Source organism: Rhodococcus sp. 1R11, from assembly GCF_004563845.1.
Lineage (GTDB): Bacteria > Actinomycetota > Actinomycetes > Mycobacteriales > Mycobacteriaceae > Rhodococcoides.
In genome coordinates this window covers 108,242-133,859 of sequence record NZ_SPNG01000010.1, presented here as the reverse complement: position 1 = coordinate 133,859, position 25,618 = coordinate 108,242, and the positions used below count along the sequence as shown (strand labels likewise).

Annotated in this window: 23 protein-coding genes and 1 tRNA gene; 9 read left to right on the top strand and 15 right to left on the bottom strand. The window is 64.7% G+C overall.

The genetic code is table 11. The annotated features are described in order from the left end of the window. Position 1 precedes the first annotated feature (1 nt). Entirely contained in the window at positions 2-739 is a 738-nt protein-coding gene (locus tag E4P29_RS18090; RefSeq protein WP_135046565.1) for an energy-coupling factor transporter transmembrane protein EcfT, read from the bottom strand. After that, positions 736-2,766, bottom strand: coding sequence for a DUF2232 domain-containing protein (locus E4P29_RS18085; RefSeq protein ID WP_245154391.1), 2,031 nt, complete (start codon positions 2,764-2,766; stop codon positions 736-738). The genes E4P29_RS18090 and E4P29_RS18085 overlap by 4 nt, the downstream gene beginning before the upstream one ends. A 39-nt stretch (positions 2,767-2,805) precedes the next feature. On the opposite strand from E4P29_RS18085, the gene E4P29_RS18080 reads away from it, so the two are divergent. Continuing rightward, the gene (locus tag E4P29_RS18080) at positions 2,806-4,062 is read left to right on the top strand and encodes an MFS transporter (RefSeq protein ID WP_245154390.1); all 1,257 of its coding nucleotides are present in this window, start codon (positions 2,806-2,808) and stop codon (positions 4,060-4,062) included. Between the two features lie 29 nt (positions 4,063-4,091). Here the strand turns inward: E4P29_RS18080 and E4P29_RS18075 are convergent, their stop codons facing one another. From E4P29_RS18075 to E4P29_RS18045, 7 genes are all read right to left on the bottom strand, one after another. Continuing rightward, the gene (locus tag E4P29_RS18075) at positions 4,092-5,492 is read right to left on the bottom strand and encodes a DEAD/DEAH box helicase (RefSeq protein ID WP_135046563.1); all 1,401 of its coding nucleotides are present in this window, start codon (positions 5,490-5,492) and stop codon (positions 4,092-4,094) included. 223 nt (positions 5,493-5,715) lie between these two features. Beyond that, positions 5,716-7,071 carry an HNH endonuclease signature motif containing protein gene (locus tag E4P29_RS18070; protein ID WP_135046562.1) on the bottom strand — a complete coding sequence of 452 codons (1,356 nt, stop codon included), beginning with the start codon at positions 7,069-7,071 and terminating at the stop codon, positions 5,716-5,718. Positions 7,072-7,177: 106 nt separating this feature from the next. Continuing rightward, positions 7,178-7,253: transfer RNA gene (locus tag E4P29_RS18065), tRNA-Arg, on the bottom strand. A 115-nt stretch (positions 7,254-7,368) separates the two neighbouring features. Further along, entirely contained in the window at positions 7,369-7,995 is a 627-nt protein-coding gene (locus tag E4P29_RS18060; protein ID WP_167735528.1) for an isochorismatase family protein, read from the bottom strand. 142 nt (positions 7,996-8,137) lie between these two features. Then, on the bottom strand, positions 8,138-10,546 hold the full coding sequence (locus tag E4P29_RS18055) for an FtsX-like permease family protein (protein ID WP_167735527.1): 2,409 nt from the start codon (positions 10,544-10,546) through the stop codon (positions 8,138-8,140). 59 nt (positions 10,547-10,605) lie between these two features. Beyond that, the gene (locus tag E4P29_RS18050; RefSeq protein WP_209205454.1) at positions 10,606-11,310 is read right to left on the bottom strand and encodes an ABC transporter ATP-binding protein; all 705 of its coding nucleotides are present in this window, start codon (positions 11,308-11,310) and stop codon (positions 10,606-10,608) included. A gap of 74 nt (positions 11,311-11,384) precedes the next feature. Further along, positions 11,385-12,617, bottom strand: coding sequence for a helix-turn-helix domain-containing protein (locus tag E4P29_RS18045; RefSeq protein ID WP_027495984.1), 1,233 nt, complete (start codon positions 12,615-12,617; stop codon positions 11,385-11,387). 334 nt (positions 12,618-12,951) lie between these two features. Between E4P29_RS18045 and E4P29_RS18040 the strand changes: the two genes are divergently transcribed. Next, the gene (locus tag E4P29_RS18040; protein ID WP_135046559.1) at positions 12,952-13,857 is read left to right on the top strand and encodes an acyl-ACP desaturase; all 906 of its coding nucleotides are present in this window, start codon (positions 12,952-12,954) and stop codon (positions 13,855-13,857) included. A 102-nt stretch (positions 13,858-13,959) separates the two neighbouring features. After that, complete coding sequence (locus tag E4P29_RS18035) at positions 13,960-14,820, top strand: universal stress protein (RefSeq protein WP_094644477.1); 861 nt, start codon at positions 13,960-13,962, stop codon at positions 14,818-14,820. On the opposite strand, the gene E4P29_RS18030 is transcribed toward E4P29_RS18035, so the two are convergent. From E4P29_RS18030 to E4P29_RS18020, 3 genes are read right to left on the bottom strand one after another with little or no spacing between them, the layout of a single operon-like run. Then, complete coding sequence (locus E4P29_RS18030; RefSeq protein WP_094621643.1) at positions 14,813-15,139, bottom strand: cupin domain-containing protein; 327 nt, start codon at positions 15,137-15,139, stop codon at positions 14,813-14,815. The two genes, E4P29_RS18035 and E4P29_RS18030, sit on opposite strands and share 8 nt — an antisense overlap. A 54-nt stretch (positions 15,140-15,193) precedes the next feature. Beyond that, positions 15,194-15,703 carry a dihydrofolate reductase gene (locus tag E4P29_RS18025; RefSeq protein ID WP_135046558.1) on the bottom strand — a complete coding sequence of 170 codons (510 nt, stop codon included), beginning with the start codon at positions 15,701-15,703 and terminating at the stop codon, positions 15,194-15,196. Next, positions 15,700-16,500 (bottom strand): thymidylate synthase, encoded by an 801-nt coding sequence (locus E4P29_RS18020; RefSeq protein ID WP_027495989.1) that lies wholly within the window; start codon positions 16,498-16,500, stop codon positions 15,700-15,702. Before E4P29_RS18020 ends, E4P29_RS18025 begins: the two co-directional genes overlap by 4 nt. A gap of 29 nt (positions 16,501-16,529) precedes the next feature. On the opposite strand from E4P29_RS18020, the gene E4P29_RS18015 reads away from it, so the two are divergent. Beyond that, entirely contained in the window at positions 16,530-17,396 is an 867-nt protein-coding gene (locus E4P29_RS18015) for a DNA-formamidopyrimidine glycosylase family protein (RefSeq protein WP_094644479.1), read from the top strand. Here the strand turns inward: E4P29_RS18015 and E4P29_RS18010 are convergent. After that, complete coding sequence (locus E4P29_RS18010; protein ID WP_135046556.1) at positions 17,389-18,933, bottom strand: carboxylesterase/lipase family protein; 1,545 nt, start codon at positions 18,931-18,933, stop codon at positions 17,389-17,391. The genes E4P29_RS18015 and E4P29_RS18010 overlap by 8 nt on opposite strands. Before the next feature lie 74 nt (positions 18,934-19,007). Here E4P29_RS18010 and E4P29_RS18005 point away from each other — a divergent pair, with 74 nt between their 5' ends. The 5 genes from E4P29_RS18005 (at position 19,008) to E4P29_RS17985 (ending at position 24,246) form a co-directional block, all read left to right on the top strand. Beyond that, complete coding sequence (locus E4P29_RS18005; protein WP_135046555.1) at positions 19,008-19,568, top strand: molybdenum cofactor biosysynthesis protein; 561 nt, start codon at positions 19,008-19,010, stop codon at positions 19,566-19,568. Between the two features lie 126 nt (positions 19,569-19,694). Then, positions 19,695-21,086, top strand: a complete 1,392-nt coding sequence (locus E4P29_RS18000; RefSeq protein WP_135046554.1) for an SLC13 family permease — start codon at positions 19,695-19,697, stop codon at positions 21,084-21,086. A 29-nt stretch (positions 21,087-21,115) separates the two neighbouring features. Next, a complete protein-coding gene (locus tag E4P29_RS17995) occupies positions 21,116-22,336 on the top strand; it encodes a CoA transferase (protein ID WP_135046553.1) in 1,221 nt (406 codons plus the stop codon). Continuing rightward, a complete protein-coding gene (locus E4P29_RS17990) occupies positions 22,337-23,260 on the top strand; it encodes a hydroxymethylglutaryl-CoA lyase (protein ID WP_135046552.1) in 924 nt (307 codons plus the stop codon). Then, a complete protein-coding gene (locus E4P29_RS17985; protein WP_135046551.1) occupies positions 23,257-24,246 on the top strand; it encodes a D-glycerate dehydrogenase in 990 nt (329 codons plus the stop codon). The genes E4P29_RS17990 and E4P29_RS17985 overlap by 4 nt, the downstream gene beginning before the upstream one ends. On the opposite strand, the gene E4P29_RS17980 is transcribed toward E4P29_RS17985, so the two are convergent. Next, positions 24,234-25,007 carry an IclR family transcriptional regulator gene (locus E4P29_RS17980; RefSeq protein WP_135046550.1) on the bottom strand — a complete coding sequence of 258 codons (774 nt, stop codon included), beginning with the start codon at positions 25,005-25,007 and terminating at the stop codon, positions 24,234-24,236. The genes E4P29_RS17985 and E4P29_RS17980 overlap by 13 nt on opposite strands. Next, positions 25,004-25,612 (bottom strand): TMEM175 family protein, encoded by a 609-nt coding sequence (locus tag E4P29_RS17975; RefSeq protein WP_167735526.1) that lies wholly within the window; start codon positions 25,610-25,612, stop codon positions 25,004-25,006. The genes E4P29_RS17980 and E4P29_RS17975 overlap by 4 nt, the downstream gene beginning before the upstream one ends. Positions 25,613-25,618 lie beyond the last annotated feature (6 nt).

Sequence of the window (25,618 nt, the reverse complement as noted above, 5' to 3'; positions counted from 1 at the left end):
CTCACCGCAGCAGGAAGCTGATCGTGATCGCGGCCGCGCAGGCCAGCGTCACCACCACCAGAGTCGCCGCGTCCGAGCCCTTGAAGCGTGCCTCGGTGGCGGTGATCATGCCGGTGCCCCCGCGTGCGGTGATGGCCTCACCCATCTCGTCCGCGCGCCTGATGGCCACCGACATCACCGTGGTCACGATGTCGACCAGCGAGTTGTCCGACGCACTGTTGACCACGGGTTTCGGGCGCAGCCGTCGGGCGGCGTTGAGGGTGCGCATCTCCTCGATGAGCAGTGGGAGCGACCGCAGGCTGAGCGCTACGGCGATCGCCCACTCGTCGACCGGCAGCTTCAGCTTTTTCAGCGGTGCACCGAGTTTCGACACCGCCGGAGCGATGTCGCTCATCGACGTCGTCCACCCGATCATCATCGATGCGCCGAGCAGAACGAACACGAACAGCGTCGCACGGAAGTACAGCAGAACCGCTGCGCCGCCGATGGGCAGATTGATCAATGCTCCGACGCCGAAGAGTGCCCAGATCCACCACGGCGGGCGCGGTAGTGCTGTGATCGGAATATGGGCAATGGCAGCGGCGATGACCAGCAGTGCGAACACGATGCCGAGGGCAGGCCACGTCGGAGCCGCGACGAGCGTGACGCTGAGCAGCAACACCACGATGAGCTTGGTGCCCGCCCACAGTCGATGAATGGGTGAGAACCGCGGAACCTGGCGCAGTACGACGGTCGTCACGAATGCACGCTCCCGTGAATCGAATCGGAGACGATGTGGCCGTCGGCCATCGTGATGGTTCGACTGCAGACGGCGTCCATACCGTCCACGTCGTGCGAGATGACCACGATCGACACGCCGCGCTCACGCAGGCCGGCGAGGACGCCGATGATGTCGTCGCGTCCGGGCGGGTCGAGTCCGGCCAGAGGCTCGTCGAGCACCAAGATGCGGGGTCGACGAGCGATCAGACCGGCCAGCACCACGCGTCGCATCTGTCCGCCGCTGAGCGAGTCGACGTCACGTGCGGCCAGTGACCGGTCGAGACCGACGGCATCCATCGCGGCAGACACTGTGGCAGAGCCGGTTTCGGGTCCCGCGGCCGCGGCGATGTCCTCGGAGACGGTGCGCCGTTGCAACTGCAGGCGCGAATGCTGAAAGGCCAGCCCGACGTCGCCGACTCGCGACGTCATCGTCTTGCCGTCGAGCTGCGCGACGCCGGTGGTGGGCCCGGTGAGCCCGGCCATGATCCACGCCAAAGTCGATTTGCCCGAACCGTTTCCGCCGAGAACGAGAACTCCCTCGCCTCGCTTGACGGTGATGTCGACGCCGTTCAACGCCGATTGTGCCCACGGGGTGCGCCTGTTGTAGACGTGCCGCACGTCGCGTAGTTCGAGCAGGCGCGGGCTCGAATTATCGTGCAGCACAGCAGCGTTGACGGTCCTGGTCTGCATCCACAGCGTGTCGTGCTCCACCTGTATGCCCTCGTGTAGATGTACGACGCGATCAGCGGCAACAGTTTCCGAGACATGATGGGTCACGAGTACGACCGACATCCCGTGCCGACGGGGCAGTGCCGCGAGTAATGAGACCAGATGCTCGCGGCCCGAGGCGTCGATCATGGCGGTTGCCTCGTCGGCGATCAGCAGAGCGGGACGCCGAGCCAGGGCCGCGGCGACGGCAAGTCGCTGCATCTCGCCGCCGGAGAGAGAGGCCGTGTCGCGAGCACCCATGCCGCTCAACCCCACCTCGTCGAGCAGGGCGTCGACGTCGGGGCGAGAGTCGCCGGGTGGCAGTCCCCATACGACGTCGTCGGCGACGCGGGTGCCGAGGATCTGGCTTTCGGGTCGCTGCAACACCACTGCGGTGCCGCCGTACCGTCCGAGTCCGGTGGAGTCGGGACGAGTCACCGACCCCTCGGAGGGTTCGCGGCCTGCGAGAATTCGCGTCAGCGTGGATTTGCCGGATCCGTTGTGGCCGACGATCGCGACGAATTCGCCTGGTTCGATGCGCAGGTCGATGCCGCTCAACGCTGCCGATCTGCTGCCGGGATACCGGTAGCCGACGGCGGTCAGGGTGACGGGCAGTGGCGCGATCTCGTCGTCGATGCCCGAGACGAACGGCTCCGGGGTGGGGATGGCGGAGAGGCGATCGAGGATGGCGGTGAGGATCAGCCACGCGAACAGCGTTCCGGTGACGATGCCGAATGCGATGGATCCGCCGACCCACCACCACCAGTTGTCGAGTACCGCTGTGCTGCTGCTGCGAATCACATCGGCGATGCCCTGCGGGGCGGATGCGCGCTCGAAGAGTCGGGAGATGCCTTCGATGGTGTTGCGGAGCGTCTCGAGGAACAGCTGCCGCAGCGGGACGAGGATCAGCAACAGCAGCACCGCGAGGGCTCCGAGTGCCGGTCCGACGACGGCCGACGTGACGAGCACGCCGAACAGGCCTTGCTTCCGGCGCTTCGCCCGGCCGACCAGACCGCCCAGTAATGCCGCACTGGCCACGGTGAGCGCCGTCTGAGTGCCGGCCGCGACGAATCCGACGAGTATGCCCGCCACCGCTGAGGTGACCAAGGCCCGAGTGCGATAGCGCAGGGCTACCACCGACATCGGAATTGCGGCGACGACCTGCAGAATCGCTGCCATGGGCACCAGGACGCCGATCACCGTCAGCGCGACAGTGAAGCTGCTCATCACCGCAGCGGTCGCCAATTCTTGCGGACCGAGGGGCCCGGACTCGGGACGGTGGGCAGCGCTGACGGTCACCGCTCCAGTGTGCCAGCTCGACTGAGGCACACTGTCTGCGTGACTTCCGAGATCGCGACCCGCAGGCGACTTCATCCGGCATGGATCGTCGCGGCCGTGGCGTTCCTTGCCCTGGTCGGCGCAGCCGGCTTCCGCGCGGCACCGAGTGTGTTGATGGTGCCGCTGCAGGAAGAGTTCGGTTGGCCGCGGTCGATGCTGTCGCTCGCGGTGGGCGTCAACCTGGTGCTGTTCGGTCTGACGGCACCGTTCGCCGCGGCGTTGATGGAGCGTTTCGGGATCCGAGCTGTGACGTCGACGGCATTGGTCGTCGTGGCAGCGGGCAGCGCTCTGAGCGTGTTCGTGACCCAGTCGTGGCAGTTGGTGTTGACGTGGGGTGTCATGATCGGGTTGGGCACGGGGTCGATGGCTCTGGTGTTCGCGGCGGTGGTGACGAATCGATGGTTCGTACAGCGTCGAGGGCTCGTCTCGGGCGTGTTGACCGCGGGCAGCGCGACGGGGCAACTGATCTTTCTGCCGTTGATCGCTCAGCTGGTCGACCGATCCGGTTGGCGCGCAGCGTCGTTCCTCATCGCCGGGGGCTCGCTGATCGTGGTGCCGTTCGTGTTGCGGTGGCTGCGCAATATGCCGGCCGATGTCGGCGTGACTCCGTACGGCGCACCCGCCGACTACGTCCCGCCTGCGGCGGTGTCGACCGTGAACCCGGCGCGCGCAGCGGTGCAGGCTCTACGCGACGCGAGCCGAGTGCGAACCTTCTGGGCGTTGGTGCTCGGATTCGCGATCTGTGGCGCAACGACCAACGGGCTCATCGGAACTCACTTCATACCGTCGGCGCACGACCACGGAATGCACGAAACCACCGCAGCGGGTCTGCTGGCGGTGGTGGGAATCTTCGACATCGTCGGGACGATCGCATCGGGTTGGCTGACCGATCGAGTGAATCCGCGGTATCTGTTGGCGGCCTACTACGGCTTTCGTGGAATCTCGCTGTTGTTTCTGCCGTGGTTGTTGTCGGCGACGATCCAACCGTCGATCGTCATCTTCGTGGTGATCTACGGATTGGATTGGGTGGCAACGGTCCCGCCCACGATTGCTCTGTGCCGAGAGGTGTTCGGCGACAAGGGGTCTCTGGTGTTCGGGTGGGTGTTCGCCTCACACCAGATCGGAGCGGGCATCGCGTCCGTCGTCGCGGGCGTCGTGCGGGACGCCACCGGTGCTTACACGATGGCGTGGTTCGGTGCGGCCGGTCTGTGTGCAGTTGCTGCCGTCGTGAGCATCAGAACAGGAAAGCCCTCGTAGCGAGGGCTTTCCTGTTCCCGAAGTTCGTGTCAGCGGCTGCGCTGGCTCGTGGCCGGTCCTGCTGCGCGACGGCTGTGGCCGCCGCCACCGGAACGCGGCTGTCCACCACTGCGCGGCTGTCCACCACTGCGCGGCTGTCCACCACTGCGCGGCTGACCGCCCGAGCGGGCAGGGCCGCCGCGTCGCGCGTTGTTGTTGCGCGGTGCTCCGGTGCGGGCGGGGGCCTGCTCGACTCGCGGTGCAGGCTCGACGTAGCGGGCCTGCTCGCCGACGAGGTTCGCCACTGCAGGCGAGTCGGCGGTGACGCGGATCGGGGTGACCTTTATGTCGGCCTTACGCAGCAGCACTGCGGTGTCCTTGCGCTGCTCGGGCAGAACCACGGTCACGACGTCACCTGCGCTACCGGCGCGCGCGGTGCGGCCGGAGCGGTGCAGGTATGCCTTGTGCTCGGCCGGGGGATCGACGTGGACGACGAGCTGAACGTCGTCGACGTGGACGCCGCGGGCTGCGACGTCCGTGGCGACGAGCACGCGGGCCTGGCCGGAGGAGAAGGCCGCGAGGTTGCGGTCACGTGCGGCCTGCGAGAGGTTGCCGTGCAGGTCGACGGACGGGATTCCGGCGTCTGTGAGCTGCTTGGCGAGCTTGCGGGCCTGGTGCTTGGTGCGCATGAACAGGATGCGGCGTCCGGTGCCGGAGGCGAGCTGGTGGACCAGCTTCTTCTTGGCTTCGACGCCGTCGACCTCGAACACGCTGTGAGTCATGGCCTCGACGTGCGAGGTCGCCTCGTCGACGGAGTGCGTGATCTGGTTGTGCAGGAAGCGCTTGACCAGTTTGTCGACACCGTTGTCCAGCGTCGCCGAGAACAGCATGCGCTGACCCTTGTCGGGCGTGGCGGCGAGGATCCGGGTGACGACGGGCAGGAACCCGAGGTCGGCCATGTGGTCTGCCTCGTCGAGGACGGTGATCTGTACGCCGTCGAGAGTCAGGTGGCGCTGCTTCATGAGGTCTTCGAGGCGTCCGGGGCAGGCGACGACGATGTCGACACCGGACTTGAGTGCGGACACCTGACGGACCTGCGAGACACCACCGAAGATCGTCGTGACCTTCAATGAGTACGCGGCGGCGAGGGGTTCGATCGCGACGGCGATCTGGGTGGCGAGCTCACGCGTCGGCGCAAGGATCAGTCCGCGCGGGCGGCCGGGCTTGCGGTTGCCGGGGAGTTGGCCGGCGAGACGCGCGACCATGGGGATGGAGAATGCGAGTGTCTTTCCGCTGCCGGTCTTTCCGCGTCCGAGTACGTCGCGTCCCTGCAGTGTGTCGGGGAGCGTGTCGGCCTGGATCGGGAAGGCCTCGGTCTTGCCCTGGCTCGCGAGTACGTCTGCGATGGCCTGGGGTACTCCGAGTGCAGCAAAAGTCTGTGGGGTCGTCATTGTGATGAAAAGTGCCTTTCGGGCAGGGTGTTGCACCTGCGGGCCTTCGGGCCGAGATGCAAGGTGGCGAGACTGCCGGTGGGCAGTTTCGATCGCCGTAAGAGAAGCCTGTGCGGGGTGCACATGGTGATTCGGGAGCATTCCACGACGTCTGACGTGCAGTTACGCGCGTCGATATCGAGTGTAACCGAGTGCGGACCCGATCTCTTCCCGCGGTCGACGGTCACGCGGCGTCGGAGCCGAACAGTCCGTCGATGTAGACGTTCTCCGCCGGCGAGCTGTAAAGCTCGACCACCGGCATCGGCGGCGCGCTCGAATCGTACGTGTGCCCGGTGGGTGAGATGAGCCTGTAGCGATGGCGCGCGTTCCGTTTGTCTCGCAGCGATTCGGCCGTCCAGCCTTCGCCTTCTTTCGCGTAATTGCATGCGGCACAAAGGCCTGCGCCGTTTTCGGCGCTGGTCGCTCCGCCCGCGGTGTGTGCGGTGATGTGGTCGTGGTGTCGGATCGGCGCGTCGCACCACGGGGTGCGGCACGTTCGATCACGGAGATCGATGAGGCGTCCGAGAGCGGTGGGAAATGCGCGGGATGTGGATTCGACGGCGGTCAGCGCGCCGGTTTTCGGATGGGCATAGAGGCGACGTAATGCGACGTGCGTCTCATTGCCCTGTGCGTCGTCGAGTGCGTCGCGGACGAGTTGACGTGCGACGTCCGACGGGATGTCGCCGTAGCCGTGCAGATATGCGGACGTGTCGCCACCGGCGAGCAGGGTCGAATCCGAGATGACGATGTCGACGGTGACCGGTGGACCTTGAGCGGCAGATGCGCCGGTGATGCGCTCGAATGCAAGGTCGGCCATGATCTGGTCGCGGCTGCGTGTGTCGCCACCTGCGTTGATGACGGTGTCGGCGTCTCGTCGCAGGGTTGCCCACATGCAGACGGTCTTCTCCATCGAGGTGAGCGCAGTGAAGAATCCCATCGATTCGGGTGCGGGGCGCGTACTGACTCGGCGTGCGGCGTATGCCTTTGCGCGTCGCTTGACCTGGGAGGCGGCGTCCAGTTCGTTGGCGAGTGCGCGGGCGCGACCTTCGATGGTGCGATCTCCTGCACCGGCGAGGGTGGCGGGGTCTGCGCACAGGCGTTCGTCGATGGTTCGGCGATCGTCGACGGTGAGGCACGCTGTTTCGCGAGCGAGGATCATGACGCGCCACTCGTTCAGTTCGCCGGCTTTCAGGCGGGCCAGGGTGTGTGGCATTTCGTGAACGAGCGCACGAGCAAGCCCGAGATGAGTGCCGCCGCGGTTGGGTGACTCTCGTCGAGCCAGGCCGATCTGCGACGCAATACCGGTGCGCCACTGCGCTTTCGGCTTGCCACGTTCACGACGTTCGTTGCTGATCACTGTTGCGACGGCATCGGTCACCACGGCTTGGGTTGCCACACTGACGCATTTGACGGTTTCGAGAGCAGAGATGAGATCGATGCCTGCTGCTGCGTCGACAACGATGTCGGATGCCTGAAGACGCGCAACGAACCCCAACACCTCAGCGGATGTGAGCGGTGATTCCTGTACAGCTGTGACCACGAGTTCCTCCCCAGTACTCGAATGCATGTTCGAATGTACGCCCGCTTGGAAGGAAGCGCAATGGGGAGGAGCGTGAAATCTGAGAGTGTGCGCCGAAATGCGATGCTGGTGCCCTCGGCAGGATTCGAACCTGCGACCTACCCTTTAGGAGAGGGTTGCTCTATCCCCTGAGCTACGAAGGCTGGTGATCGAACGAACGCTCCAAAGTCCCTGGCCAGCAAAGTCTTTCGATCAGTCGAACAATCGGTTTGCGGGTGGGTCGCTGTCGTACTGCACAGTGGGCCCACGTCGCGTTCGTCAGTCTAGCGGTCCGCCCCCTGGATCGTGAAGCAGGTTCGCGCTGCTGGTCACCACACCGGTCAGTGATGTGATCAGATTCAGGGCGGTGCGGTGCTGGTGGGCGGTGTAATCGGCGACCGATTCGATGCCGACGAAGCACTGAATGTCCCGGGCGAAAGCGTCGAACGTCGTCGCGAGAATTCCCGCCGAGGCGAAGAAGCCCACGATGACCAGCTGGTCACGGCCTCGCCGGCGTAGTTCGACCTCGAGATCGGACGCGTAGAACGCGCTGTAGCTGCGCTTCGCGATCGGAACGAAGTCCCGCTCGGTGACCGCCACATCCTCGGTGGACGGGCCCAACCCCCACATCGGCCCCAGCAGTCCACGCTGTTCGATCGCCTCAGCCGCCCGCGGACCGCTCGCCAGAATCGGCACTCCGGCAGACCTGGCGTGCGCGACCACCGCCGACGCTTCCGCAGCCACTCGCGCACGAACCGAGGAGTGCAGCACGTTCAGGTAGTACGGCTGCATGTCGTGGACCAGAAGTGCCGCGCGATCGGGCCGTAACTCCCACTCGGGACCACCCACACAGTCGCGCAGAGTCTCTACCGCGTACTTCTCTACTTCGACGCTGAATGTGGCCACGTCGGTCATCCTCGTACAAACGCGCGCGCATTTGCCAGACGCGCGCAGAGTCGTCAGCCGCTGGCTGTCTATTTCGCTCGCACCTGACGAACGCGCGCGCGTTTGCGAATCCCGAGGCCGAGAACCCGATCGCCTCTCACCGTCAGTCCGCCGCAATAGCATCCACGATGTTCAGGCGTGATGCGTGTACCGCAGGCGGAGCCGATCCCAGCAGCGAGAGGCCCAGCGCGACGAGTCCGTACAGCAGCACAGTCCAACTGGCGTTGTACTGCACTGGAATTCCGATGCTGGCACCGAGGATCAGCGTGCTCAGATATTGCAGGCCGGCGCCGATGATCAGCCCCAGCACACCGCCGACGATGCCCACGGACAGTGCCTCCGCGAGCACCATGCGTGCCAGGGTTCCTCGGCCGCCGCCCATGGCGCGCAGTACTCCGAGTTCACGTCGACGTTCGAGTACCGACAGCGTCAATGTGTTCAGCAATGCGACGGCAGCGACGAGTGCGACGATCCACTGCAGTGCGATGGCCAGCGCACCGGATTGGCGGATGGCCGCGCTGGTGCCCTCGAGTGCCGCGGCGCCCGTGTATACGAATGCCTCGGGCGGCAGCGTCGACCGCAGCGAATCCTGCACGGCTGCAACGTCTCCGTCGACGGTGATCTCGAGGTACGTCGCTCCCGGGCGGTCGTAGAAGCGCTGCATCGATTCCAGCGAGATCGCCATCGTGCCGCCTGCGGCGTTGATGTAGTCCACGAGATCGAGCACGCGTACGTTCTGCACTCCGGTCGGCGTCGGCAGATCGATGGAGTCTCCCGCAGTCACTCCCAGCGTCGTACCGAGCGCCTTCGACAGCACCACGCCGTCGCCCGCGAGCAATCCCGCGCGTACGTCTGCGGGGAGCGAGGCCAGTGTCACCGCGTTGCTTCCGTCGGCGACGCCTTGGATGGAGACCAGCTCGTCGTCGATGGTCGCGTAGGCCCACTGTCCTTCGACGACGCGGGAGACGCCGGCCGTCGCCCGCACGGCCTCGTCGACGGCGGTGGGAACGATCGGGCCCGACGGTATGGCGTCGGGTGAGCTCATCGATACGTACAGGTCCGTGTCGGCGAGCGACGACAGTGATTCGGCGGCGGAGTCGGTCATGTTCGTCAACGAACCGGACACTCCCACACTGACTCCCACGGCGATGACGATGGTCATCACCGTCGCCCAGATGCGCCGCGGGGCGCGTTCGATCGTTGCGGTAGCGAGCCGCCCGGCACCACCCCATCGGCGGGGCACAGCGCCGGTGGCCCAGACGATCGGCCCAGTTCCGCCGACGCACAGTGCGACAACCCCGAACATGAACAGGGCACCGGCACCGAGAGTCAGTTGCCCGTCCACGTTGACGGCGAACACGAACGATCCGGCGATGGCCAACAGACCGAACACCGTGGCGGCCAACGTGAACGACAACTTGGGACCACCGGACGTTTCTCCGCCGCCGACCGCCAATGCTTCGATCGGCGAGATGCGATACACCTGAACGGCAGCCAGAGCGGACGCGCCGACGCAGGCCAGCACGCAGGCCACGATCGCGACGGGAATGGCGAAGCTCGGCAACACGTATTCGATCCGCGCATCGAATGCTTGCGACAGGAACGGCGGCAGGCTCTCGATGGCGATGCGGCCCATGATGATTCCGAGAGGTACCCCGACGGCACCGCCGACGAGACCCACCAGCACCGACTCGAACAACAGGTCGCGGACGATGTCCGCGCGCCGACCGCCGACCGCTCGGAGCAGGGAGATGGTGGGGCGACGCTTGGCGATGGCCATGCTCATGACGTTGAACACCAGGAACGCCGCGACGACGAACGCGATGAGGGAGACCATGAGCGTCGCATTGCGCGTCAGACTCATGGCCTGATCGGCTCTGTCGGCCCGAAATTCCGGATTCATCACCGATACTCGGCCGGCCAATGCCGCGTCGAGGTTCGATCGCAGGTCGTCCCCGCCACCGAGAACGAAGATCGAATCGAGCTGACCGGGGCGGTCGGTCAAGGCCTGCGCGGTGGGCAGCAACGTGACGGCGAACATGCCTCCACCGATGCGCTGCGTGCCAGGGCCGTCGATCACGCCCACTACCGCAGTCGGTCGGTCGGCGATCGTGACCGTGTCACCCTGCGTCAATCCCGTTGCTGCTCCGACCAATACGCCCGACGGGTCGGACAGCAGACCCGCTGCGTTGCCCACCGCACCTTGCAGATCGGACTGCAGTGCCGTGATCGAGGAATCGACACCCAGTACCGTCAGCTCGCCGACATCGGATCGCACGATGCTGCGGAGCAGGGGTACTGCCGCATCGACGCCCGCTACACCGCGTACGACGTCGAGTTCGTTCTGGTCGAATCCCGAATCGGTCACGCCGACCACTTCGTACTGCGCGTTGCCCGCGATCGATACCGCCAGACGTTCGACGGATCCGGTCAGCGATCCGTAGGTGCCGAGGACAGCGATGAGCAGACCCGCGGCGACGGCGACGACTCCCGCCGAGACCAGCGAACGCACCCAGTGCATTCTGAGGTCGCGGAGGCTGATGACGCGAAATCTACTGAGCGCGGTACCGATCACCGAGGTGTACCGGCGGTGTCGGTGTCGACGCGGCCGTCGATCATGCTGACGACGCGATCGGTCGACCTTGCCGCCTCGAGATCGTGCGTTGCCATCACCACTGCCCGACGCCCGTCGCTGCCGTGGGCTACGTCGGCGAGAATCTCGAGAACGTTGTGGGAGGTCTTGGAATCGAGGTTGCCCGTCGGTTCGTCGGCGATCAGCAGCGCCGGGTCCATCATCAGGGCTCGCGCGATCGCGATGCGTTGAATCTGACCGCCCGACAGCTGCGCCGGGCGGTGTTCCGATCGTTGCGCCAACCCCACCATGTCCAACAGCCGCATCGCATCGGCTTTCGCCTTCTTGATGGGGGTGCCGTCGAGCAGCTTCGGGACGGCCACGTTCTCCCACGCCGACATGGTCGGCAGCAGGTTGAAGAACTGGAAGACGAAGCCCACCTGATGGCGTCGGAAGTCGGACTGGGCGTTGTCGTCGAGGGTGGTGACCTCCACGTCGTTGAATCGGATCGACCCGGCCGTCGGGGTGTCCAGCGCGCCGAGCATGTGCAGCAGTGTCGACTTACCTGCTCCGGACGGCGCGACCAGCGATACGAACTGACCGCCGTCGATCGTGAGATCGATGCCGTCCAACGCACGGACCGGCTGTTCGCCGGTGGGGTACTCCTTGACCACGCCGGACAACTGGAGCTTCAACTTCGTCATGCATGATCCCCTGCTTCTCGAATACTTCCGACGCTACCTGCCGTCGAGTCGAGAAACCGGTCGGAGTTCTCAGATCACGCTGCGCCGCGCGAGGATTCGAGCCGCCTGGCCACCAGTGCCGCCTGCAGGTGGCGGATACCGGACGGACGAGTCGGGTCGAACCCGGTCAGTTGTGCGATTCGCTTGAGGCGGTAGTCGACGGTGTTGGTGTGCAGATGGAGTTGCCGAGCGGAGCGCTGTCGGTTGAGGTCGTGCGAAATGTGGATCTCGAGGGTCTCGAGCAATTCGGGTGACGAGTCGAGGGGCTCGAGGATCTGGGTGAGGTGGCGTCGACCCGGTCCGGGACGAGTGAGCTGGTACTCGAGCACCAGATCGTCCATCCGGTACAACCCGGACGGGCGGTGCAGCTGATGAGCCAGCGACAACAGTTCGTGGACCTGGTCTGCTGCGGTGGGAATGTCGGCTGTCGCGGCCTGCTCGGCGGTGGCGGTGACGGGCACCTCGGCGGCGGTACCGATGCGGTGCACCAGGGCCTCGACCCACTCGTCGTCGTGGACGCCGGGGATCAGGACGGTTCCGCCCTCGGTGCTGAGCAGCGACAGGGGAGTGCGTCCGCAGACGGTGGCCAGTTCGGCCTGCACGCGACGCAGCTTGCGTCGTGCAGCCACCGTCTTCTGGATGTTGGGGTCGTTCTCGTCGGGGTGCGGCGGTACCGACAGCGCGAGCACGAGGTAGCTGTCGGCGAGTTCGATGCCCGACTGGCGGGCCATCGAGACGGCGTTGTGTCCGCTCAGCAACGAGGTGACCAACGTGTGCGCGGCTGTGTGATGCTCGCTCGCCACCGCCTGAAGCTCTTCGACGTAGCTCTTGCTGGCCGCGATCGAGACCTTCTCCGACAGCAGCACGAACATGCGCGCAGCTTCGATCAACTGGGCGGCGTCGCCTTCTCCTGCCCGCTTGGACACCAGGTTCCAACCGATTTGAATGCCCTCGTGGTAGACGCTGAGGACGGACTCGAGCGGCACACCCTCACGAGCCCACTGACTGGCCTTGGCGCGGAGCTCGGCCAAGTCGGACTCGGCAGGTGCGCGCCGCTCGTCGAGCATCTGCACCGCGATGCTGATGCATTTGACGGTGAATTCGGTGACGTCTCCGTGGAGTTGCTCACCGGGAAGTGAGCCGCAGGGAGTATTGGCGGCGAAGTGACCTACCAGGAGGCGCGCCACTGCGCGAAAGTCGCGAAGGGGAGCCGAAGCAGGCTGCCCTGCGACCATGATTCCGAGGCCAGTCGAGTTGTGAACGGTCACAGATCAACCCTTCGTGTTGGATTCTTCAGGTTTTGAGAGAGCTAACGTACTCACGCGTAGAAACGCGCTTCCTGCCGTGAATCTATGCAACTTCAGCCGAAATGGCAGGTTTTTCAAACTTTGAGTTTGTTTCCTGGCCTCTAACAGGATCGATCATAGGTTGTTATCTAGGTGTGATCCATGGTTTCGGGAAAACTCGTTGTGATTTATCTCGAGCGGGCCACGAGGGGCCTTGCGACTTGCCCTAAACAATGTGGAAGGCGGTCCCATCGCCCGCGCTGCGCGCCTACTTTGATCTCGGATCGGACCGGGCACGCGGGGTGAGAGGGCAAGTATGCGCAGCGACATCGGGCAGTTCGCGGTTCTACGGAAACTGCAGCCGACGATCGACGAGAACCTCGCTCGCCACCGCTCGGCGGCCGTCTCCTGGCAGCCCACGGACTTCGTTCGGACCGAGATGTACTGGGGAACGCGTACATCCCCACTGACCGAAGCAGCCAAGGCCGCACTGGTCACCGATCTCCTCACCGAACAGAACATCCCGCTGTATCGGTGCGAGGTCGCGGCGTCGGGTACCGGCTCGTGGCCCGCATGGCTCACCGAGTGGAGCGCCGAGCGCACCCGGCATGCTGCCGCCGTCACCGACTACCTCGTCGCTACCCGCAGTGTCGATCCGGCGGCGCTCGGTCGAGCTCGCGCACAGTGCAAGACGGTGGGATTCGACTCCCCGATGAACGGCGCTCACCTCCTTCGTTCGCTGGCGCAGGTGACTCTCGACGAATCGATCAGCAGCGTCTGCCATACGAATACGGCGTACCAGTGCAACGATCCGGTGGCCGATTGCTTGCTGGGCCGGATAGTCGACGACCAGAAATTGCACGTCACCTTCTTCGCGAATCTGGTGTCGGCAGCGCTCGACGTCGCCCCCGCTCCGACCGTCACGGCGATCACCGAAGTGGTCATGAACGCGCAGTTGCCGGGCACCAACCTGCCCGGCTTCGGTCGAAGCGCCATGCTCATCGAGCGGGACGGGATATTCGATCTCCGACGTCATCTCGACGAGGTGCTGCTGCCGTTGCTCGCGCGGTGGCAAGTCTTCGAGCGGACCGACCTGGGTGTCGGTGCCCGCAGACGCGACCAATTGGCCGACTACCTGGGGCATCTCGACACCCGGGCTGCCGCAGTCGAGGCGAACCGCACCCGAACTCAGGGGTACGCAGACGCGCTGCGCGCCAGCTGACGTAAGCACATCCCGCCGTTGGCGACTATTCATCGACTAGCCTGAACCCCTGTTCGTCATTCACCGAGCCGCGGGCTCGGGGCTACTACCGGAGGCCGGCACGTGACAGGGCATCGACCGATCATCGTCGGCATCGACGGTTCCGCTGCGGCCGACAAGGCTGTGATCTGGGCGGCCCTGTGCGCTCGGCGACGGGACCGGCGATTGCACATCGTGACGGCCGTCGACATGCCGGGCGTCGTCGATCTGAGCGAATTTGCCGGCGAGGCAACGGAATACGTTGCCACTGCGAAATCGCGTCTGGCGGCGGCCGAAACGCTGGCCGTGTCGGTCATCGACGACCCGACGTTCGAGGTGACCTCCAGTGCTGTCGAGGGCGGCGTGATGGACGTACTCATCGGTGTGTCGGCCCAAGCCGAGCTGTTGGTGATCGGAGCGAGCGAAACGGGCGCTGTGACAATCTCTCTGGCAGCCCACAGCGTGTCGCCAGTGGCCGTCGTACGCGGCCGGGACATCGACGGCCGTCCCGTCGCCGAGGGCCCGGTCGTCGTCGGCGTGGACGGATCCGACGTCAATCAGCCAGCGGTCGAGTGGGCGTTCGCCGAGGCCTCGGCACGTGATGCCCCGTTGATCGCAGTGCACGTATGGTCCGACGTGGATCTGACGCGCTCGTTCGGCCGGGCACCCGCGGACTGGCAGTCCATCGCCGACACCGAGGAAGCGCTGCTGGCAGAAAGTCTCGCCGGGTGGCAAGAGCGGTTCCCGGAGGTCGACGTCCAACGCGTCGTCGCCCAGGATCGCCCCGTTCGAGTGCTCAGTGGACTGTCCGAAACGGCAGCGCTGATCGTGGTGGGTAATCGGGGGCGCGGCGGATTCGGGGGAATGCTGCTCGGATCGACGAGCTTCGCTCTGGTCAACACCGCAGATTGCCCGGTGCTGGTCGTCAGGAAAGCGGTCACATAGCGACGGTCAACAAGAAGCTGACGTCTTCGAGCGCTTCGACGCTGTGTCGTGCGTCGGGGATGACGAGGAGATCGCCGGTCGAGCCCTTCCAGGTCTTCTCACCGCTGATCAGCTCCAACTTGCCGCTCAGGACGAGGACGGTCGACTCACCGCTGAGATCGTGTTCGGCCAGCCTGTTGCCTGCGGCCAGCGCCACGACGGTCTGCCTCAATTTGCGACTGTGGCCGCCGTACACCGTCTGCGAACTGCGGCCACTCGACGCGCCGACTGCGAGCTTGAGTTGCTGACGGGCAAGTGCGGTGAGTGACTTCTTGTCCATAGCCGCCAGTATGACGCACCACCCACAGTCACGACGGGGGAATCATGAACGCGCTCAAACAGTTTGGGTAGGCTTTCCGTACTCCACATATCTGAACTGTCTACCGTCGACTCTGCTGGTGAGCCAGTCGCCCGTCTTCGTGATCCATTCGCCTTCCACCGACGGCGCATCCGTATCGCCCGGTACCTCGACGTCGATCTCGGTCACATGCAGGGTTGTGGCGAATGGCATTGCCGATCGGTAGATTTCACCGCCGCCGATGATCCACACAGTGTCGTCCCCGGCAAGGGCCAGGGCTTCGTCCACCCCGCCGCATGTCTCGGCACCCGGCACCTCCAGCGAGCGGTTGCGAGTGACCACAATATTGCGTCGGCCCGGAAGCGGTCGAAATCTTGCCGGCAGAGACTCCCAGGTTTTGCGTCCCATGATGACCGGGTGATTCATCGTCACGGCTTTGAACCGGGCCATGTCTTCCGGTACTTCCCATGGAATCCTGCCGGCTTCGCCGATTTTGAGGTTGGAGCTTTGCGCCCAGATCAGGCCGACTTCTCTCGATGCACTCACACTGCTACCGGGGCCTTGATTGCAGGGTGGTGCTGATAGTCGACGATCTCGACGTCGTCGAAGGTGTAGTCGAAGATCGAATCCCGTTGTGCCAGTTTCAGAGTCGGGTAGGGGTACGCCTCGCGGGAGAGCTGCTCGGCAACCTGGTCGCGGTGATTGTCGTAGATGTGGCAATCGCCGCCGGTCCACACGAACTCGCCTACGTCGAGGCCGGTCTGTGCGGCGACCATGTGGGTGAGCAGTGCGTAACTCGCGATGTTGAACGGCACACCGAGGAACATGTCGGCGCTGCGTTGATACAGCTGGCACGAGAGCTTGCCGTCGGCAACATAGAACTGGAAGAACGCATGGCACGGCGGCAGGGCCATCTGCGGGATTTCGCCGACGTTCCACGCCGAGACGATCATTCGCCGCGAATCCGGATCGGTCTTCAGGGTCTCGATGACCTGGCTGATCTGGTCGATATGCTCGCCCGACGGGGTCGGCCACGAACGCCATTGCACTCCGTAGACGGGGCCGAGCTCGCCGTCCGGAGCTGCCCACTCGTCCCAGATGCTGACGCCGTGTTCCTGCAGCCAGGTGACATTGGAGTCTCCGCGCAGAAACCACAGCAGTTCGTAGACGATCGACTTGAGATGGACCTTCTTGGTGGTGATCAACGGAAAGCCCGCGGCCAGATCGAACCGCATCTGATGCCCGAACACGCTGGTCGTCCCGGTTCCCGTCCGGTCGGATTTGGCCGTACCGGTGTCGAGGATGCGGCGCAGCAGATCTTCGTACGGAGTCGGAACCATCACGACGGCCATCGTAGCTGCATACTGGACACATGCCGGAATTACCCGAGGTGGAAGCCCTTGCCGGCTTCTTGCGCGAGCATGCCGTCGGTGCCGTGATCGGCCGGATCGACATCGCGGCGCTCAGTGTTCTCAAGACCTTCGATCCGCCGATCACAGATCTGCAGGGTCGCGACGTCACCGATGCCGCGCGGTTCGGAAAGCATCTGGCGCTGCAGGCAGGTGACCTGTGGCTGATCACCCACCTGTCGCGTGGGGGTTGGCTGCGGTGGGTGGACAACCCCAGTGTTGCTCCGCCGAAACCGGGTAAGGGGCCGTTGGCGCTGCGGATCCACTTCTTCACTCCAGAAGGCGCGACGCCCGCCATCGACCTGACCGAAGCCGGTACCAAAAAGCGATTGGCGGTCTGGGTGGTCCGTGATCCTCAGCAGGTCGCGAGCATCGCCCGGCTCGGGCCGGACGCGATGACGGTCACCGAGCTCGAATTCGCCGAGATACTGGGCAGCACCACCGCGCGTCTGAAGACCTCGTTGGTGGACCAGTCGTTGCTCGCCGGGATCGGCAACGCCTACTCGGACGAGATTCTGCACGTCGCCAAGCTGTCGCCGTTCGCGTCGTCGAGCAAGCTCGACGCGGAAGCCGTTTCGGTTCTCTATGCCGCGATGCGCTCGGTCCTGTCCGACGCGGTGGACCGTTCGGCCGGGCAGGATGCGGCGCGCCTCAAGGGGGAGAAGCGTTCCGGAATGCGGGTGCATGCCAGGACCGGACTGCCGTGCCCGGTCTGCGGAGATCCGGTGCGCGAGGTCGCGTACGTGGACCGTTCTTTTCAGTATTGCGCGACGTGCCAGACGGCCGGCAAGATTCTCGCCGACCGCCGGATGTCGCGGTTGCTCAAGTAGCGGGTTCGAGCGTTTGACTGGCGTAGCCGCGGTAGCCTTCCCACGCTGTGCGGCGATCGCTGCGCGGATCTTTCTGCACCCGAGTGCGCGTGTCGAAGATCAGCGTCTTGCGCTCGGCTTCGTCGTAGGCCGGCCACGATTCCAACGGCTTTCCGTTGGTGGCGAACGCAATCCAGTGTGACTGCACCTGCTCGGTGACCTTCGCGAACGACTTTCGTCCGCCCGTCGCGGTCAGGGCCTTGCCGAACAACGTCTCGTTGATGCCGAAGACAGCGAACAATTCGAATCCGTGGGTAGCGTCGAGGCCCAGCAGCTTCATCGACCGAGGGGCGAAGTCGAAGCGATAGAAGTACGTCGGTGCGTGACGCGAATGTCCCTCGGCCACTTCGAGAGACGGCTTCCAGAACGTGAAATCTCCACCGAAGTCGATGGCCGCGCGCTCGCTCGGGTATCCACGGTATCCGCCGGTGACAACCGGTTCTGCCGCTGGATCGGTGAGGGAGAAGAGTTTGGAAATGCGTTCGGGGTTGGTGGGCAACGCGTCCAGAAACTTCGGAAACAGTGTTCCCTCACGGGCATTGGTGCCGATGATCAGCGGAACGTTGTGTGCGGTGCCGTTCCCGTATGCCTCGACCGGATCGACAGGAAGGAAATCACCGTCGATCACCGGGCCGAAGGGGAGCAGGCCGGGAGTGCGGTGCAGCGTGGTGAGTCCGAGCTTGGTGCCTGCTCGGCCGAGTGCCAGGACCTCGGCGTTCTCCAGGGTTTCCACCGCGGTCTCGGCGGTGCCCCCGAGGTAGCCGACGTATTCGCTCGCCCACTGGTCCGCACGGTGCTTGGCGGTTGTCATGCCCGGTGCCGAACTCTCGGCAATTGCCTGGGCGAAAAGGCCTTTCGCGGCAGGGACCGTCATCAGGGTGGTGACGGCATTGCCGCCTGCGGACTCGCCGAAGACGGTGACGTTGTCGGGATCCCCGCCGAACTCGGCGATGTTGCGCTGGACCCACTCCAATGCCGCCACCTGGTCGCGTAGTCCCAGGTTGGAATCGAACGGCCGCTCGGGGGTCGAGAAGCGGGACATGTCGAGGTAGCCCAGAGCGCCGAGTCGGTAGTTGACCGAGACGTAGATGATGCCGTCGCCGTCCTGCAGCGAGCGCCGGACCAGCGAGCCTCCGCCGTACAGCGGGGTGGCCGACGTGCCGAGGGTGTACGCGCCGCCGTGGATGAACACCATGACCGGTCTGGGTTTTGCGCTCGGCGTGCTCGGTGCCAGGACGTTGAGCGTCAGGCAGTCCTCGCTCGACGGTTGGTATTTCCCGATTGCGAGCATCGTGCCCCGCTTGTGCTGAACGGATGCGTTGCCCCACTCGGTCGCGTCGCGCACGCCCTGCCACGGCTGCGTGGGTCGAGGTGCGCGGAACCGGAGCGGACCGACGGGAGGGGCGGCGTAGGGAATGCCCCGCCAAGTGGTGAGATTCCCGACCGGCTTTCCCTCGATCATGCCGTCCGTGGTGGTCACGCGTGTTTTCACAGCCATTTCGCGATACTACCGGGCGCTTCTTACCCAGTGGTAAGAACCGGCAGTGTTCGGCACCGGGCAGACTCGGGAGCATGCCTTTCGAGTATCGAGCCGAGATTGTGGAGCTACTGCGAGCGCCCTCGCACGCGTACTTCGGGAGATCCAAGGACGGCCCGGCCGAGGTGCCGACGGACCTGCCGGACAGCGTCGAGATCGTCGCCCACAAGGGCATCCGCGGCGATCGATTCTTCGGGGTGAAGGCTCATACCGAGGCAGCGGTGAGCTTCCTGGCACTCGAAGCCTGGGACGCCGTCGGCGAGGTTCTGGGAGTCGACGTTCCCGACCCGGCCGTGGCCAGGCGAAATGTTGTGGTCCGCGGGTTGGAGCTCGACCCACTGCGCGGACTGGAATTCGAACTCGATTCCGGTGACGGCTGGATTCGCTTCCGGGGCGGCCGACCTGCCCATCCGTGCGCGTGGATGGACCGCATGGTGGTCGACGGAGCTCGCAAGGCATTGATCGGTCGCGGCGGATTGCGGGTCGAGCCGCTGTCGGACGGAATCTTGCGAGTCGGGCCGCTGTCGGTGCGCTCTCCGGTCGAACTGGATGCGTCGCGAGCTGCGCTGTCGATTCGGCGCGCGCAGCCCATTTGACGCGAATCTGAGAGCCCCTCTTGCTCACGAAGTAAATATGTGCCCATAATGTGGGTAATGGTGCGACGCATCACACCGGTCCGTCATCGATGGCGGCGGTCACTCTCTGCCTGGAAAGACCTGCCGATGTCCGATGTGTGGATCGTGATCAACACCGTCGTCGCCGTGCTGGCGGTGGTGGTATTCATCGTTCGTTTCCATTTCAACCCGGTGATCTCGCTGGTGCTCGGGGCTGCGTACCTGGGCCTGGCGACCAAGCTGGGAGTGTCGACCACTGTCGACACGATCACCGGCGGATTCGGCGAGATCATGGCCGAAGTCGGACTGCTCATCGCATTCGGCGTTCTGATGGGTTCGGTGCTGCAGGAGATGAGCGCCATCCAGCGTCTCGTCGGCACCCTGCTGAAAACATTCGGGCCCAAACGGCTCCCGTACGCGCTGTCGCTGACCATCGCGACCGTGTTGCAGTCCATCTTCCTCGACGTGCTGCTGGTGATCTCGGCTCCGCTCGCTCGCAACCTCGCCCCCAAGATCGGCAAGTACGGCACAGCCAGAATGGCTACGGCACTGGCGATCTCGCTCGAATGTGGAATCGTGTTCATGGTCCCCGGTGTCGCGACGCTCGCGCTGGCCGGACTGCTCGGCGTGCCGCTGGGCAAGATGATGATCTACGGACTGATCCTCATCGTTCCGGTCGTCGTGCTGTCGGTGGCCGTCATGTCGTTCGTGTTCCGGCACGGTTGGTGGAACGAGGAGAAGGACGAGCAACAGATCACCGTAGTCACTGAGCCCGGGGGCCCGGAGCCTGTCGAGGCCGACGACGAGCCACTCGACGCCGGCGGCGGCGTGGCCCAGAAAGTGCGCACCGAGAAGCAGACCTCGCTGCTCGTGTTGCTCTCGCCGTTGCTGCTCGCGCTCGTCCTGATCGCGATCGGTGCCGTTCTCGAAGTCGCCGAGATATCGGTGCCGGTAGTCGAATTCATCGCCAGCCCGGTCATCGCGCTGCTCCTCGGATTGGTGGGGACGTGCCTCATCGGTCGCTACCACGTCGGCCAGGAGCGGGTGGAGAAAGCTCTCGCTCGTGGTTTCGCCGAGAGCGGTCAGATCCTCATCCTCACCGGTGTCGGTGGATCGCTCGCAGCCGTCATCAACGAAGCAGGTCTCGGCGACATCCTCGGCCAGTACTTCACGGCCAGCACCGCGGCACCGCTGTTGATGGTGTGGGTCATTGCGGCCGCGTTGCACATCGCCGTCGGATCGGTGACGATCTCCGCCATCACCTCGGCCGGCATCCTCGCTCCGGTGGCTCCGCTGATCGGGCTCGACCCGGTGTTCATCGCGCTCGCCGCCGGTGCCGGATCACTGTTTGCCGTGCACGTCACCAGCAACACCTTCTGGCTGTTGCAGTCCTTGATGGGCCAGTCGACGAGGGGCACACTCAAGACGTGCTCGGTGGGCGTGTCGGTGGCATCGGTCATCGCCATCGCCTTGATCGTGCCGATGAGCTGGATCCTGTGACCTCGTCCGTGAATATCGAAAGGAACACAATGGCATTGCCGCTCAGTGGAGTTCGAGTTCTCGAACTCGGCAACTACATCGCCGCACCCACGGCGGCCAGGATGCTCGCCGATTTCGGCGCCGAGGTGATCAAGGTCGAGAGGCCGGGTACCGGCGACGAACTGCGCAATTGGCGGCTGTACTCCGGTACGACATCGATGCTGTACCGCACGATCAACCGGAACAAGAAGTCGATCGTGTTGGACCTGCGCACCGAGCAGGGCCGCAAAGATGTGGTCGACCTCGCCGCGCACTGCGACATCGTGCTCGAGAACTTTCGACCCGGCACACTCGAGAAGTGGGGCATCTCGCCGGAGGTTCTCAGTGCCGCCAATCCGGAGCTGATCATCACGCGTATCTCGGCCTTCGGACAAACGGGACCCATGTCGCAGCGACCCGGATTCGCCGCAGTTGCAGAGGCATACGGTGGTTTTCGTAATCTCGTGGGCGACCCGGACCGGCCACCCGTGCGGGTCGGTGTGTCGATCGGCGACTCGATCGCCGGTCTGTATGCGGCGTTCGGATGTGTCATGGCGTTGTTTCAACGACAGACGCAGCGCGCAGCCCAGGGTTCGGACGAACAGACCCCGTTGTCGTTGGCGCAGCGGTCCATCGACGTAGCGCTGAACGACTCCATCCTGTCCATGATGGAGTCCCTGGTCCCGGATTATCTGGCCTACGGCGTCGAACGCGAACGGACAGGCGGCCGAATGGAGGGAATCGCCCCTTCGAATGCGTACCCGTGCAACGACGGTCACTCGATCATCATCGCCGGCAACGGCGACGCCATCTTCCAGCGTTACATGGAGACCATCGACCGTCCCGATCTGGGAGCCGATCCGAACCTCGCGACCAACGCAGGCAGGTGGCGTCGCCGCGACGAGCTGGACGCCGCAATCTCGGCGTGGACCGGATTGCGTTCGCGTGCAGAGGCATTGAAGATACTCGATGCCGCGGGGGTGCCGTCGGGTCCGATCTACACTGCCGCGGACATCGTCGCCGACGAACAGTACGCGGCCCGCAACATGATTCAGCACTTCCAGGTCGACACCGGCGAGGACGAGCCCACCGACGTCGGGTTCGTCGGAGTCGTCCCGGTCATCGGTGATGCATCCCTGCCGATCCGATCGGTCGGGCCGGATCTGGGCGAGCACACCAGAGAAGTACTGTCGACGCTGCTCGGCCGGACCGACGAAGAGATGGGCCTGTAGATGTACAGATTCACCCCCACCGCGGAGTTACGCGACGTCACGATGCGCGACGGACTGCAGCTCACCGGCAAGATGCTCCCCACCGAACGCAAACTCGAGATCATCAGGGCCCTGATCGAACTCGGCGTACCGGAACTCGAGATCGGCTCGATGGCGCGGGGCGACAAGGTGCCGCCCATGGCCAACACCCTCGAGGTCGTCGGCGAGCTGACCGCCGAGGAACTCGAGCGATGCTGGGTGTGGGTCGCCACTCCACGCCACGTCGAGAAGGCCGCTGCTGCGGGAGCTCGTAACTTCCAGTACTGCTTCTCCGCGTCGGACTCGCACAATCAGGCCAACATCGGGCGCACCACCGAGGTATCGCTGGCCGCCATGCCCGATGCCGTCGATATCACCCGCTCGGTGGGAGGGCAGATCGAGCTGTGTATCGCGACGTCGTTCACCTGTCCTTTCGAGGGGCAGGTACCGCCGGATCGGGTCATCGAGATCGCCAATGACGAACGAGCAACGGGCGCAACGGACATCGTCATCTGCGACACCCTCGGGCAGGCGGTGCCGGTTCAGGTGTCGTCGCTGATTTCACGGGTGCGCGCGGAAACGCCGGATCGCCGGGTGGTGTTCCACGGTCACGACACCTGGGGTCTGGGCGTCGCGAACACTCTGGCCGCCATCTCGGCCGGAGCCGCGATGGTCGACGGTTCGCTCGGCGGACTGGGCGGCTGCCCCTTCGCCCCCGGTGCCAGTGGCAACACCTCGTCCGAGGACATTCTCTTCGCGACGAGGCCGGACTGGTTCGAGCCGAAGACGCTGGCACGCATGGTCTCTCTGTCGGAGGGCCTGCTGGCCGAACTGGAGGAGCCCATGCGATCGAAAACCGTGCAGGGTGCCAGGTCCGAGGCGCACGTGTTCGAGTGGGTCGTATGAGCCGCATTCTCGTCACGTCGGAAATCCCGGCTCCCGGCATGGACATTCTGCGGGCTGCCGGCGAGGTCGACCTCCGCGAGGTGGACCACGAGCAGCTTCTCGACGCCTGCGCATCGGGTACGTACTCCGTGGTCGTCTCGCAGTTGCGCGACCGCTTCGACGCGGAACTACTCGCTACGGCGTCGATCACCGGGATCTCCAACTACGCCGTCGGATTCGACAACATCGACATCGCGGCCGCGACCCGCAACGGAATCACCGCCGCGAACACTCCAGGTGTGCTGACGGATTCGACCGCAGACATCGCGATGCTCCTCATCCTGTCCACGGCCCGCCGCGCCATCGAAGCCGATGCCTTTGTTCGGTCCGGATCCTTCACCGGGTGGAAGCCCGAACTGCTTCTGGGCAGCGATGTCTGGGGCCGCGTACTCGGCCTCGCCGGTTTCGGCCGGATTGCTCGGGCCACCGCTCGGCGGGCACTGGGCTTCGGTATGACGGTGAAGTTCTGCCCCCGGCCACCCGGCGATCGCGAGGTCTCCGACGACGAACTCGGTGAGTTCGCCGGCCGCGTCGAACATGTGGCGTGGGACGAGATCGTTGCAACGAGTGACTTTCTGTCTCTGCATGTCCCGTTGTCGGACTCCACCCGGCACCTGGTCGATGCTGCCGTGTTCGAGGCCATGAAGCCGTCGGCGATTCTGATCAATACCGCGCGGGGGCCGGTGGTCGACGAGGCAGCGCTGGTGGTTGCTCTACGTGAGAAATCTATCGCCGCAGCAGGATTGGACGTCTACGAACACGAACCTGCGCTCGAACCGGGTCTGGCCGAACTGTCCAATACCGTGCTCCTACCGCACGTGGGCAGCGCGACGGTCTCGGTGCGTTCGGAGATGGCGCGCCTGTGCGCCACCAATGCCGTGGCGATGCTGCGCGGTGAGCTCCCGCCGCACCCGGTCAATCCCGAGGCCTGGGGTCAGGCGGGGTAGCGGCCGCCGAGGGTCCGGGTGATCTGTTCGGCATGCGAGATCAGCAGGTCCACCCAGGCCTCGCACTGCGACTGCGGCATTCGCAGCGTCGGGCCGCTGATGGTGACGGCACCGACGATGTCCGAGGCCGAATCGAACACCGGAGCAGACAACCCCGATGCGCCGGTGTCGCGCTCGCCGGTGGTGATCGCATAGCCGTCGGACCTGGTCTGGGCCAACAGTTCCCGCATCGTCTCGGCCTCGGTCACCGTCTGCTCGGTCAACGATTCGAGTTCTCGGGAGAGAACGCGCTCGGCCAGTTCCGAGTCCCAGGCCAAGAGGACGCGGCTGGCCGATCCCGCGCTGAGCGGAACGACTTTGCCGACGTACATGTCTCGCCGCAACGCATGCCGCGTCTCGGCAATGGCCACGCATACACGGTAGTTCTGCTCGGGCCGAAAGAAGCACGCTGTTTCGGTCGTCAGATCGCGCATGTCCTTGAGGATCGGGTTGACGACCGACAACACATCGAGATCCTTGGTTGCGGTCGCGGCCCAGTACGCCATCCGCACACCGATACGAATGCGATCGCCGCCTCGATCCAGAAAACCCTGTTGGACCAGGTTGGTGACCAGACGCTGCACCGTCGAGGTAGGTAGTCCGGTGCTCTGCTGAATCTCGCCCAGCGTCATGGCCGGGCGATCGAACGAGAACGCATCGAGAATCTCGGTGATTTTGCCCAGCACGAGAAGCGGCTGCTGCTTCGGTGAATTCTCGGTCACTCGACCAATCTACGTGTAGTGCGTCGATCGGCGAAGTGGTTGATCGGCTTGGCCAGCAGCAGGATCAGCAGTGACCACAGGCCGAGTGGTGTGAACGCCAGACCGAACGCGATCAGGATCAACGCCGAACCGACGGCGCCGGTGCGGACTCGTTCCACGTCGCGAGAGTCGGCGGCCACGATCGACGGGTGCCGCGAGACGACGACGTCCGCGACGAACATGGCGATGACGGAGACAGCGATGGTGGCGACGTACAGCGTCGACGAACTCGAGTCGTATCCGTTCTTCTCGGCGATCAGCTTCGTCGGAAAAGGGAGGAACACGATGGACAGTAGCCACACGAAATTGACCCACATCAGCGCAGGTGTGTAGCCGATCAGATTTCGGAAGACGCGGTGGTGGCTGAGCCATTGAGTGAAGATCACCAGAAAGCTCAGGACGAACGCGTAGAACTCCACACCGTGCTCACGAAAGACGTCCACGAAGCTGTCGCTCCGGCCCGGGTCGGCCAACTCGACCAGCGGTAGGACCAACAGCGTGGCCGCGATGGCTACCACGGCATCGCTGAAATTGACCAGTCTCTCGAAACCGCGTTGGTATTCCATGTCAGC

Excerpts from the sequence above, each read along its gene's own strand:
- E4P29_RS18040 (WP_135046559.1), top strand. The coding sequence starts at position 12,952 with ATGCGCAGCGACATCGGGCAGTTCGCGGTTCTACGGAAACTGCAGCCG.
- E4P29_RS18030 (WP_094621643.1), bottom strand. The coding sequence starts at position 15,139 with ATGGACAAGAAGTCACTCACCGCACTTGCCCGTCAGCAACTCAAGCTC.
- E4P29_RS18050 (WP_209205454.1), bottom strand. The coding sequence starts at position 11,310 with ATGACGAAGTTGAAGCTCCAGTTGTCCGGCGTGGTCAAGGAGTACCCC.
- E4P29_RS17990 (WP_135046552.1), top strand. The coding sequence starts at position 22,337 with ATGTACAGATTCACCCCCACCGCGGAGTTACGCGACGTCACGATGCGC.
- E4P29_RS18000 (WP_135046554.1), top strand. The coding sequence starts at position 19,695 with ATGTCCGATGTGTGGATCGTGATCAACACCGTCGTCGCCGTGCTGGCG.
- E4P29_RS18075 (WP_135046563.1), bottom strand. The coding sequence starts at position 5,492 with ATGACGACCCCACAGACTTTTGCTGCACTCGGAGTACCCCAGGCCATC.
- E4P29_RS18005 (WP_135046555.1), top strand. The coding sequence starts at position 19,008 with ATGCCTTTCGAGTATCGAGCCGAGATTGTGGAGCTACTGCGAGCGCCC.
- E4P29_RS17985 (WP_135046551.1), top strand. The coding sequence starts at position 23,257 with ATGAGCCGCATTCTCGTCACGTCGGAAATCCCGGCTCCCGGCATGGAC.
- E4P29_RS18010 (WP_135046556.1), bottom strand. The coding sequence starts at position 18,933 with ATGGCTGTGAAAACACGCGTGACCACCACGGACGGCATGATCGAGGGA.
- E4P29_RS17975 (WP_167735526.1), bottom strand. The coding sequence starts at position 25,612 with ATGGAATACCAACGCGGTTTCGAGAGACTGGTCAATTTCAGCGATGCC.
- E4P29_RS17995 (WP_135046553.1), top strand. The coding sequence starts at position 21,116 with ATGGCATTGCCGCTCAGTGGAGTTCGAGTTCTCGAACTCGGCAACTAC.
- E4P29_RS18015 (WP_094644479.1), top strand. The coding sequence starts at position 16,530 with ATGCCGGAATTACCCGAGGTGGAAGCCCTTGCCGGCTTCTTGCGCGAG.